This is a genomic window from Dethiothermospora halolimnae (assembly GCF_037577855.1).
Taxonomy (GTDB): domain Bacteria; phylum Bacillota; class Clostridia; order Tissierellales; family VENL01; genus Dethiothermospora; species Dethiothermospora halolimnae.
The window spans coordinates 1-11,945 of sequence record NZ_JBAKFX010000040.1 but is presented as its reverse complement, the minus strand read 5'-3'; the positions used below and the strand labels follow the sequence as shown (position 1 = coordinate 11,945).

Annotated in this window: 13 protein-coding genes; all 13 read left to right on the top strand. The window is 29.6% G+C overall.

Annotated features, from left to right (window positions below; all coding sequences use genetic code 11):
• Positions 1 to 2 precede the first annotated feature (2 nt).
• Positions 3 to 533, top strand: coding sequence for a 2-oxoacid:acceptor oxidoreductase family protein (locus V6137_RS14465; RefSeq protein ID WP_425448665.1), 531 nt, complete (start codon positions 3 to 5; stop codon positions 531 to 533).
• 19 nt (positions 534 to 552) lie between these two features.
• Positions 553 to 1,437 (top strand): MurR/RpiR family transcriptional regulator, encoded by an 885-nt coding sequence (locus V6137_RS14460; RefSeq protein ID WP_425448664.1) that lies wholly within the window; start codon positions 553 to 555, stop codon positions 1,435 to 1,437.
• Positions 1,438 to 1,580: 143 nt separating this feature from the next.
• Positions 1,581 to 2,192: a histidine phosphatase family protein gene (locus tag V6137_RS14455; protein ID WP_425448663.1), complete on the top strand. Its 612-nt coding sequence runs from the start codon at positions 1,581 to 1,583 to the stop codon at positions 2,190 to 2,192.
• A 26-nt stretch (positions 2,193 to 2,218) separates the two neighbouring features.
• Positions 2,219 to 3,442: a BaiN/RdsA family NAD(P)/FAD-dependent oxidoreductase gene (locus tag V6137_RS14450; RefSeq protein ID WP_425448662.1), complete on the top strand. Its 1,224-nt coding sequence runs from the start codon at positions 2,219 to 2,221 to the stop codon at positions 3,440 to 3,442.
• Between the two features lie 94 nt (positions 3,443 to 3,536).
• The gene (locus V6137_RS14445; RefSeq protein ID WP_425448661.1) at positions 3,537 to 3,971 is read left to right on the top strand and encodes a hypothetical protein; all 435 of its coding nucleotides are present in this window, start codon (positions 3,537 to 3,539) and stop codon (positions 3,969 to 3,971) included.
• A gap of 54 nt (positions 3,972 to 4,025) precedes the next feature.
• On the top strand, positions 4,026 to 4,385 hold the full coding sequence (gene aroH / locus V6137_RS14440; protein WP_425448660.1) for a chorismate mutase: 360 nt from the start codon (positions 4,026 to 4,028) through the stop codon (positions 4,383 to 4,385).
• A gap of 71 nt (positions 4,386 to 4,456) precedes the next feature.
• The gene (gene cmk / locus V6137_RS14435) at positions 4,457 to 5,119 is read left to right on the top strand and encodes a (d)CMP kinase (RefSeq protein WP_425448659.1); all 663 of its coding nucleotides are present in this window, start codon (positions 4,457 to 4,459) and stop codon (positions 5,117 to 5,119) included.
• Entirely contained in the window at positions 5,120 to 5,695 is a 576-nt protein-coding gene (locus tag V6137_RS14430) for a lysophospholipid acyltransferase family protein (RefSeq protein ID WP_425448658.1), read from the top strand.
• 16 nt (positions 5,696 to 5,711) lie between these two features.
• The gene (locus V6137_RS14425; RefSeq protein WP_425448657.1) at positions 5,712 to 7,682 is read left to right on the top strand and encodes a bifunctional 4-hydroxy-3-methylbut-2-enyl diphosphate reductase/30S ribosomal protein S1; all 1,971 of its coding nucleotides are present in this window, start codon (positions 5,712 to 5,714) and stop codon (positions 7,680 to 7,682) included.
• A 204-nt stretch (positions 7,683 to 7,886) separates the two neighbouring features.
• Positions 7,887 to 8,669 (top strand): CheR family methyltransferase, encoded by a 783-nt coding sequence (locus tag V6137_RS14420; RefSeq protein WP_425448656.1) that lies wholly within the window; start codon positions 7,887 to 7,889, stop codon positions 8,667 to 8,669.
• A gap of 88 nt (positions 8,670 to 8,757) precedes the next feature.
• Positions 8,758 to 9,813: a M42 family metallopeptidase gene (locus V6137_RS14415; protein ID WP_425448655.1), complete on the top strand. Its 1,056-nt coding sequence runs from the start codon at positions 8,758 to 8,760 to the stop codon at positions 9,811 to 9,813.
• Positions 9,804 to 10,826, top strand: coding sequence for a M42 family metallopeptidase (locus V6137_RS14410; protein ID WP_425448654.1), 1,023 nt, complete (start codon positions 9,804 to 9,806; stop codon positions 10,824 to 10,826). Before V6137_RS14415 ends, V6137_RS14410 begins: the two co-directional genes overlap by 10 nt.
• Complete coding sequence (locus V6137_RS14405) at positions 10,826 to 11,824, top strand: M42 family metallopeptidase (RefSeq protein WP_425448653.1); 999 nt, start codon at positions 10,826 to 10,828, stop codon at positions 11,822 to 11,824. The genes V6137_RS14410 and V6137_RS14405 overlap by 1 nt, the downstream gene beginning before the upstream one ends.
• The last annotated feature ends 121 nt before the right edge of the window (positions 11,825 to 11,945 follow it).

The window sequence follows — 11,945 nt, the reverse complement described above, 5'->3', positions numbered from 1 at the left end:
TTATGTCTAATCAGTGTGAAATTAGATTGAGTGGTTCAGGTGGACAGGGATTAATATTAGGTGGAATTATACTTGCAGAAGCAGCATTATTACAAGGTAAAAATGCTGTTCAATCTCAATCATATGGACCGGAAGCAAGAGGTGGAGCTAGTAAAGCAGAAGTGATAATAAGCGAAAATGAAATTAATTATCCAAAGGTTAGAAATTGTGATATACTATTGTCATTAACCCAAGTGGCTTGTGATAAGTATGTTGAAAATTTGAAGGAAAATGGTATACTAATAATAGATAGTAGAGTTAAAGCACCTAATAGAGATGATATAAAGGTATATTCTTTACCTATATTAGATACTGCCTATGAGAAATTAAAGAAACCAATGGTTGCCAATATTGTAGCCCTTGGTGTTGTCAGAGAAATCACGGACATAGTTAATAGAGAAACATTGGAAAAGGCCGTATTAAATAGGGTTCCCAGCGGAACAGAGGAAATAAATGAAAATGCATTAAAAGAGGGCTTTAGCTTAGTTAAATAATAAAAGGAATGGTTTTATTATGGAGGACAATAAACAGGATTTAATAAAGTTAATACAAATAAATTTTAATAAGCTAAGTAAAGGACAGAAACTTATTGCAGAATATATTATGTCCTACTATGATAAGGCTGCTTTTATGACTGCCTCTAAGCTAGGAGAAATGGTTGGAGTTAGTGAATCCACAGTTGTTAGATTCGCAAATGCCTTAGGATTTTCCGGATACCCTAGCTTACAAAAATCACTACAGGAGTTAATTAAAAATAAATTAACCACTGTTCAAAGATTAGGTATGTCTGATGACTTTACCGATAAAAAAATGTTACTAAAAAAGGTCTTAAAAGCTGATATGGATAATATTAGAACTACTATAGATGACATAGATATGGATATCTTTCAAAGAGTTATAGATAGTATATTTAGTGCTAAGAGAATATATATAATAGGCTTAAGAAGTTCTGCTTCATTAGCTGGTTATTTAGGTTTCTATTTAGATCTTATATTAGATAATGTAAAAGTAGTAAGTTTTGGTATGAGTGATGTATTTGAGCAATTATTAAGGGTTTCTAAGGAAGATTTAGTTATAGGGATAGGGTATCCTAGATATTCTAGAAAAACTTTAGAGGCATTAAATTATGTGAAAAAACAAGAGTGTAAGATTGTAGGTATAACTGATAGTTATATGTCTCCTATAGCAAACCTGGCGGACTATACCCTTACTTCAAAGAGTAATATGTTGACTTTTGTGGACTCCTTAGTGGCACCAATGAGTCTTATTAATGCATTAATTGTAGCTATAGGTATGCGAGAGAAGAATGAGATTAAACATTATTTAACTAAATTAGAAAATATATGGGAAGAATATAATATATATGATGAAAAAAATAAACCTAATTACTTAGGATAAAACGATGGCTTTTAAGCCATCGTTTTATTTATTATGGCACCAAGTATCATAATAAACCTTATCATAAATGACAAACCTTTTAAAAAAAATAAAAAAATTATATAATAAAAAATAAATCATTATAAAACTTTGGAGGTTCAAATATGAAAAGACTTTTTTTAGTTAGACATGGACAAACAAAATGGAACATAGAGAAAAGGGTTCAAGGAAATACTAATACCGACTTAACAGAAGAAGGTTTAAATCAAGCTTATAAAGTTTCAAATAGATTAAAGGACTATAAGGTAGATTACATATATAGTAGTGACCTAAATAGAGCATATAAAACTGCAGAGATAATAGGAAAAAAACTTAATGTAAAGGTAAATAAATTAAATGGTTTAAGGGAAAAAAATTTTGGTCACTGGCAAGGCTTAACAATTGATGATATACAATCTAAATTTTATGAGGAGCATTATATATGGAAAACTAAACCCCATAATGCTAAAATTGAAGGAGCAGAATCTCTAATTCAAGTTCAAGAAAGGGTATTAAGCAGTATCAATGAGCTGAAAAAAAAGCATAAGTGTAAAAATGTATTACTAGTATCCCATGGTTCAACAATTAAAGCTTTAATATTAGGTATATTAGGTATAGATATAAGTAATTATAATAAACTTACCATAAGTAATGTGGGCTTAACAATAATCGATTTTACAGAATATTCACCGGTTATAAGGGTTTTAAATGATACTAGTCATATCAGTAGTGAATAAAGAAAAATTGATATAGGAGGTATAAAATGATAAAAAAAGTAGCAGTAATAGGAGGTGGTCCTGCAGGGATGATAGCAGCAGCCACTGCATCTAATAGAGGAAAAGAAGTTTATTTATTTGAAAAAAATGATAAACTGGGAAAAAAACTTTTTATCACAGGTAAAGGAAGATGTAATATCACTAATAATTGTGATATTGAAGATTTAATTAATAATGTTGTCTCTAACAAAGATTTCTTATACAGTGGATTTTATAGTTTTACGAACAAAAATATAATAGATATATTAAATCGATATGGAGTAGAAACTAAAGTTGAAAGGGGAAATAGAGTTTTTCCTAAAAGTAATAAATCCAGCGATGTCATAAAGGCTTTAGAGAAATATATGATTGATAATAAGGTCAAAATTAATCTTAATAAAGAAGTTACTCAAATAGAAAAAACAGATAAATCTTTTATTATTAATTTTAAAGACTCAACTATAGAGACCTTTGATAAGGTCATTATAGCAACTGGTGGTGTCAGTTATAAGCAGACTGGTTCAACTGGTGATGGATATACCTTTGCTAAAAACTTTGGACATGAAATAAAAGAAATAAAACCAGCATTAGCCCCTTGCGAAATAAAGGAAGCTTGGGTTAAGGAACTACAGGGATTAGCCCTTAAAAATATAACTGTTACTACATATGTAAATGGGAAAAAGGTTTTTGAAGACTTTGGAGAAATGCTTTTTACCCATTTTGGGATATCAGGTCCCTTAGTATTAACTATGAGTAACTATATAAATGATTATAGAAATAATACTATAAAGATTTCCATAGACCTAAAACCTGCTTTAGATGATAAGCAATTGGAGAATAGAATAATAAGAGACTTTGAAAAATATTCAAGAAAACAATTTAAAAACTCATTAAACGACTTACTTCCTAAAAAAATTATACCGATAATAATAAAACTTTCTGAAATTGACGAAGATAAATTTGTTAATCAAATAACTAAAACCGAAAGAAAAAATCTACTTAATATATTGAAAAATTTAGAGATGACTTTCGATAGGTTTAGACCTATAAATGAGGCTATAGTCACTTCTGGAGGGATATCAGTGAAGGAAATTAATCCTTCTACAATGGAATCAAAACTTATTAAAGGTATGTACTTTGCCGGAGAAGTTATTGATGTTGATGCATTAACGGGAGGTTTTAACTTACAAATAGCATACTCTACAGGATATTTAGCAGGTGTTAATTGCTAAAAAAATGTGTTCCTTGGGACACATTTTTTTTGTTTTTATGCATAACATATCTATATATAACCAATTGACACTAATAGTTTAAGGGGGAATAAAAATGAATAAATATAACTTTATATTCAAAAAATTTGAGTCTATATTGCTAAAAATATGTCTAGTGAGTATAATATTATTAATTAGTTTTCAGTTTATATCAAATAAAAATACAATTTCTGTTTTTTTTGATAATCAACAATATGGAATAAAGGAAACAACGGAAAAGGGCAAGCTTATTATTAAATTATTAAATGATAGATATAAGGATGTAGAAATTTTAAAAAATGGAAAAGTAATAGGGGATTTTAGTGAAAATGATGAAGTTGAATTTTTTGTTTCCAGTGATGATATCATAGAAGTCAATGGAAGTAAGTATTTAGATAAAATAGGTGTTAAAATTGTAGGTGTAAGTAAAAATATTGAACTACCAAAATTAAATTCTAAAGTGATTACTTCTAAAAGCATTGAGGTTATAGGTAAAGTAAAGTTAAAATGAACTTGAGTAATAAGACAATATAATATATAATTATTACAGGAAAGTGGTGGTAGCATGAATATATTGTCTATAAGAGGAGCTATAACTGCAGAAGAAAATACAAAAGAAAGTATTATAAACAATAGTAAACAGCTTTTAATAGAATTAGTTGAAAGAAATAATATATCTAAGGAAGAAGTTATAAGTATATTTTTTTCAGCAACAAAGGATTTAGATGCTATATACCCTGCAGAAGCTGCAAGGGATATAGGTTTTACTAATTGTAGTCTTATGTGTTTTCAAGAAATGTTTGTGCCAAATAGTTTAATGAAATGTATAAGGGTAACTATACTATTAAATAGTTATAAAAGCCAATCAGAAATAAAACATACATATTTAAAAGAGGCGGAAATTTTAAGACCTGATTTAACATAGTTCCTTTTCAGTCATCGTATATGATTATATATAGGATGACTAAAGATATTTTTAGGAGGTTACTTATTTAGATGGATAATTTAACAATTGCAATTGATGGACCAGCAGGGGCTGGAAAAAGTACTATAGCAAAAAAACTAGCTGAAACACTAAATATAAACTATATAGATACTGGGGCTATGTATAGAGCATTAACTCTAAAGGTGATAAAAAAAGGGATTAACTTAAATGATGAAACCCAAATACTAGATATACTGGATAACACAGAAATAGATTTTAGAAATAATCATATATATTTGGATAAAAAAATAGTTGACAAAGAAATACGGGATAATAAAATTAGTAATAATGTATCCTATATAGCGAAAATAAAAGAAGTCAGACAGTGGCTAGTAAAAATCCAACGAAAAATATCTAACGAAAAAGATGTAATTATGGATGGTAGAGATATAGGGTCCCATGTTTTACCAAATGCAAAATACAAGTTTTACATTACTGCAACTGTTGAAGAAAGAGGAAAAAGGAGATACAAAGAAATAAAAGAAAAAAATCCCAATACCAATGTCGCATTAGAAAAAATTATTGATGAGATTAGAAATAGAGATTATATAGATAGTAACAGGGAGGTAACACCTTTAGTACAGGCTGAAGATGCAATAAAAATAGACACTACAAATCTAAATATCGAAGAGTCAGTATCTCAAATTTATAAACATATTAATGGGAGGCAATAAATGACTTTCTATAAATTTGCAACAAAAGTTGTTTCATTAATATATACAAACCTTTTCAAATTAGAAATTAACGGTTCCGAAAACATACCCCAGGGAAAGGGTATTATTTGCTCTAACCACATAAGTATGAGAGATCCTATATTTTTAGGGATATCTATAGATAGACAAATTAATTTTATGGCTAAAAGGCAATTATTTAAAAATAAAATTTTAAGATTTATACTCACTAAGTTGGGAGCTTTTCCTGTAAATAGAGATGGTGCTGATTTGTCTTCTATAAAAAACTCTTTAAAAATTTTAAAAAAAGAAGAGTTATTAGGTATATTTCCAGAGGGGACAAGGGTAAAGGAAGAAAACACTTCTGATGTAAAACCTGGTATAGCGATGATAGCTATAAAAAGTAAGGCCCCGGTTATTCCAGTTTATATAGATACTGAATATAAGAAATTTAAAAAAGTAAAGGTAAATATAGGTAAACCATTATACTTTAATGACTTTTATGGTAAAAAGTTAGGTATGAAAGAGTATAAAGAACTTAGTACAAGAATTATGAAAGAATTATATAATTTAAAATAGTTCAGGAGGAATAGTATTGAAGATTATTGTAGCTGATAATTCAGGATTCTGTTTTGGTGTTAGGCAGGCCATAGATACTACACTAGAAAAAATAAAAGAGAATAATGGCAATATTTATTCTCTAGGTCCTCTTATCCATAACAAACAAGAAACTAATAGACTTAAAAATAAAGGATTGGAAATTATAAATAATATAGACAAAATAAATAATAAAAATGTAGTAATTAGATCCCATGGCATACCTCTTAACACTTATGACATTGCAAAAAAAAATAATGTAAGCTTGGTGGATTGTACCTGTCCCTTTGTTAGGAATATTCAAAAAAAAGCCCACGAATATTATAATAAGGGTTATGCAATAGTAATTATAGGAAAAAGAGATCATCCAGAGGTTATAGGTATAAATGGCTGGTGTGAAAACAATGCTTATATTGTTAATTCAAAAGAAGATATTGAAGATATACCAAAGTGTGATAAAATATGTATTGTGGCACAAACTACAATAACACAAGAAAAGTTCAATTATTTTACAAAATTAATTGAACCTATGGGTGAGCATGTAGAAGTTTTTAATACTATATGTAATGCTACTAGATTAAGACAGCAATCTTGTGAAAACTTAGCTAAACATGTGGATGCCATGATTGTTATAGGAGGTTATCATAGTTCTAACACTCAAAAACTTGTGGATATTAGCAAAAAATATTGTAGAAATACTTATCATGTTGAGACTGCTGAAGAAATCCCTATATCTGAAATAAAGAAATTTAAGGTTATAGGTGTAACAGCAGGGGCATCAACACCTGAATGGATAATCAAGGAGGTAATAGATAAAATGAATAATGACAACAATATGAATGAAATGATGGAGGCCATTGAAAATTCAATGGTGGAATTAAACAAAGGAGATGTAGTGAAGGGAACTGTAATTTCAATAAATAGAGATGAGGTTATGGTGAATTTAGGATATAAATCCGACGGTATTATAAAAAGAGATCAATTATCTAATGATCCTGATGTATCACCCGAAGATATCCTATCTGAAGGGGATGAAATAGAAGTATATATATATAGTTTAGATGATGGAGATGGAAATGTAGTTCTTTCTAAGAAGAAGGTTGATGATAAGAAGAACTTAGATAAATTAGAAGATATATATAATAATGAAGAAAAAATATCTGCTAAGATTATAGAAGCTGTAAAAGGTGGAGTAATTGCCTTAGTTAATGATATTAGAGGTTTTATACCTGCATCCCACTTATCAACTAGCTATGTAAAGGATTTAAATGAGTTCATAGATAAAGTTATGGATGTTAAAGTTATTGAGTTAGATAAAAATAAAAGAAGAATTATATTATCTAGAAAGGTTCTTGAAGAAAAAGAAGTTAAAGAAAAAAGAGAAAGATTATGGAACTCTCTAGAAAAGGGTAAAGAAATAGTAGGAATAGTAAAAAGACTAACTAATTTTGGAGCCTTTGTTGATATTGGTGGAGTGGATGGTTTAATTCATATTTCAGATTTATCATGGGGTAGAATTGACCATCCTAGAGAAGTGGTAAAGGAAGAAGATAAAGTTAATGTAATAGTACTAGACTTTGATAAAGAAAAAGGCAAAATATCATTGGGCTTAAAACAAACGATTGAACATCCTTGGAAAAATATCTCTGACAAATACAAGGTTGGTGATGTATCAGAGGGTAAAGTAGTTAACTTAGTAGACTTTGGAGCTTTTGTAGAGTTAGAGCCCGGATTAGATGGACTTGTTCATATATCACAGATATCTGATGACCATATTGCTAAACCTTCCGATAAGTTAGCAAAAGGAGATTCTGTAAAAGTTAAAATTATAGAGATTGATGAAGATGAAGAAAGATTAAGTCTAAGTATGAAAGAAGTAGATAAAGAAAATAATGATTCAGAAACTAAAGAAGAAACTAATGGAGATAATGATGAAGTTACAATAGGTGATATTATAAAAGAACAATAAAAGGCAATTGCCTTTTATTGTTCTTTTATTTTAGTATATTTTTTTTAATTTTGTAAATAATAATAATGACCTCACAAAATACATCAAGACCCCCTTTACATTTTGGTTATGACAATATTGTCATAACCATTTTTTTTATGCTAAAATATAAGGTATATACACTGTAGTAAAAAATAAACTATTTATATGGGAGAGGAAAACTATATGGAAAAATATGAAAAATTTAAAAAAGACGTGTACAAGCTTCTAGGGATTGATCTATCGTGCTATAAAGAAAAACAAATGAAGCGAAGAATAAACTCATTACTTACTAGAAATAACTTTAACGATTTTAATGACTATTTCACTGGAATAAAAAGTGATAAAAAATTATTGGAGGAATTTATAAACTACCTTACAATTAATGTTTCTGAATTTTATAGAAATCCTAATCAATGGAAAGTATTAGAGGGCTTTGTTGAAAATATGTTACAAACCAAAAATAATTTGAAAATTTGGAGTAGTGCTTGTTCTACCGGTGAAGAACCCTATTCATTGGTAATGCTTTTAAGCAAGTTCCTTCCAATGAAGAAAATTAAAGTTATAGCTACTGATATAGACATGGAGGCCATTAGTAAAGCCAAATTAGGAATCTATAATGAAAAAAGTCTTCAAAATCTACCTAATAACTTTAAAAAAGATTTTTTTGAAAAAGTAGGTAATTCCTATAAAATTAATGATGAAATAAAAAATTGTGTAGAATTTAGAAAAATGAACTTATTGGCTGATAAGTATCCCCAAGGTAATGATCTAGTAGTATGCAGAAATGTCCTTATATATTTTACAGAAGAGGCTAAAGATAAGATTTATAAAAAATTTCATCAATCATTAAATAATAAAGGACTATTATTTGTAGGCAGTACAGAACAAATTATCTTGCCAGATAGATATAACTTTATTGCAGAAAAAACTTTTTTTTATAAAAAGAAAAATGAAGGGTTAAAATAAAAGAATGTTATAAATATTTAAATAAAATTTAGAGAAACGAAAGAGTTTATGTTATAATATGTACATACAATGGAAAGGAGGAATTTTTTTGGACACTAAATCATTCTTAAAAAAATTGTGTAATGGAGTAGGAGTTTCAGGATATGAGCATACTATCTCAAATGCAGTTATTGATGGATTTAAACCATTAACTGATGAAGTATCCACTGACAAATTAGGAAACGTTATTGCTATAAAACGTGGAAAGAATAATGAGAATAATATAAAAATTATGTTAGCAGCTCATATGGACGAAATAGGTTTAATGGTAAAAGATATTGAAGATTCAGGTTTTTTGAGATTTACCAATGTAGGAGGAATAGATTCAAGGACTCTTTTAGCTCAAGAAGTAATAGTTCACGGTAAAAAAGATATTTATGGTGTGATTGGAGCTAAGCCTCCCCATTTACAAGATGCAGATGAAAAAGGAAAGGCAATAAAAATGGAAGATCTAACAATAGATGTAGGTCTTACAAAGGAAGAAGTAGAAGAAGTGATAACTATTGGAGATATAATAACTATAAAGAGGGACTTTATAGATTTACAGGGAAGTTCTGTAGCTGGAAAGGCTCTAGATGATAGAGCAGGAGTTGCCACAATTTTTGAATGTGCTAAAGAATTAGCTAAACTTAAACATACAGCAGATGTATACTTTGTCTCAACAGTACAAGAGGAAGTGGGTACAAGGGGAGCAATGACTAGTACTTATAAAATCAATCCTGATATAGGTATTGCCATAGACGTGGGGTTCGGTGCTACTCCAGAATTACCTAAAGAACATGTTTTAGATATGGGCAAAGGTCCAGGCATTGCTATAGGAGGAAACATACATCCTACATTAAGGGAAAAACTAACTGATGTAGCTAAAGAATATAATATACCATTTCAATATGAAGTTGCACCGGGGCCGACTGGAACAGATGCTAGATCCATCCAAATAACTAGAAGTGGAGTACCTTCGTTGTTATTATCATTACCATTAAGATATATGCATACCTCAGTTGAAACGATTAACATGGAAGATATTAAGAGTTCAGCTAAATTATTAGCTAGATTTATAGCATGTATTTCAGATGAGAATTTGGAGGGATTACTATGTTACTAAAAAGATTAACTGAGACTAATGGCTTATCTGGTAATGAAAAAGAAGTGAGAAATTTAATTATAGAAGAAATAAAAGATTATGTAGACGATATAGAAGTTGACCGAATAGGTAATATAATTGCCCATAAAAAGGGTAAAGTAGATGCCCCTAAAGTTATGGTAGCTGCCCATATGGATGAAGTAGGATTAATTGTTACTGGTATTCAAGAAAGTGGACTAATAAAGTTTACTGCTGTGGGAGGTCTAGACCAAAGAATACTGGTTTCTAAGACAGTTAAAATTGGAAAAGATAATATACCGGGAGTAATCGGGGCTAAGCCTATTCATCTCCAAAAAAAAGGGGAACGTAAGAAGGCATTACAGATGAATCAGTTATATATAGATATAGGTGTTGATAATAAAAAACAAGCAGAAAAGGTTGTAAAAATAGGAGATTATATAGCTTTTGATAGTAATTATGTTGAATTTGGTAAAGACCTTGTTAAGGCTAAAGGATTAGATGATAGAGTTGGCTGTGGAGCATTAATAGAACTATTAAAATCTGATACTAATATATCCATTCATGCTGCATTTACAGTAATGGAAGAAGTGGGCCTTGTGGGAGCTGGACCTGCTGGTTATACTATTGACCCTGATATAGCTATTATTTTAGAAGGTACAACATGTTCCGATGTACCTGATGTGGATAGTCACTTATTGGCTACTGAGTTGGGAAAAGGACCTGCAATATCCCTTATGGATAGAACTACTTATTTTAATAAAAATTTTAGGGATATAATAGTAGAAGTGGCAAAAGAAAATAATATTCCATATCAATTTAGAAGAACAACATTTGGTGGAAATGATTCAGGGAAAATACATATGGCAAAGGAAGGAGCTATAAGTGCTACAATATCTGTACCTTGTAGATATATACATTCACCAGTAAGTGTTATGAATAAAAATGATTATGAAAATGCAAAAAAACTATTAAAAGCAATTATAGAGAGAATAGAAAAGGGAGGTATTTGTTAATGGATTTTAATGGTAAACTACTAAAAAAATTAGTTGATGCATATTCTCCATCAGGGAATGAAATGGAAATTAAAGAAGTTATCAAAGAGGAAATAAAGGAATATGTGGACGAAATCAAAGTAGATGCTCTAGGAAACCTTATAGCAAGAAAAAAAGGAAATGGAAAGAAAATAATGATTGCAGGACACATGGACCAAATAGGAATGATGGTTACTGATATAGATGAAAAGGGTTTTGTTAGATTTACCAATGTTGGTGGAATTTCTCCCCATATATCACTAAATCAAAGAATTATATTTGAAAATGGTACAGTGGGAATAATTCATGTTGAAAAAATTGACGATATCAGTAAATTAAAACTTGAAAATTTATTTATAGATATTGGTGCTACAAGTAAAGAAGAAGCAGAGCAAAAAGTTAATATTGGAGATGTTTGTGTATATAATACTGAATATCATGAAGATGATAATAGGGTAATGACTAGGGCTTTAGATGATAGAGTTGGATGTTATGTGATGATCGAAGCCATGAAAAGATTGAAGAATAGTGAAAATGATATTTATTTTGTTTTTACAGTTCAAGAAGAATTAGGTCTTAGGGGAGCTAGAACTTCTGCATATGGAGTTAATCCAGATGTGGGTATAGCTATAGACGTAACAGGTACTGGAGATACTCCTAAGGCTAGAAGATTCGCAGTGGGATTAGATAAAGGGACTGCTATAAAGGTTAAAGATAATTCAATACTAGTTCATCCTAAAGTTAAAGAACTAATGGTTAATACTGCTAAAGAAAATAATATAAACTATCAGATGGAAGTTCTTGAATTTGGAGGTACAGATTCAGGTGCTATACATTTAACTAGAGAAGGGGTACCTTCTGGAGTTATTTCAATACCAACTAGATATATACATAGTTCAAGTGAAGTAGCTTCAAAAAAAGATATAAATGCTTCTGTAGATCTATTAGTGGAATTATTAAATAAAAAAATAGAAATATAGAGTAGGAGGTAGATAATTAATTTATCTACCGGCCTCTCACACCACCGTACGTACCGTTCGGTATACGGCGGTTCACTAAGACAATCTGAATTTTTCATACTGTGAAGATAAACTTGTAAAG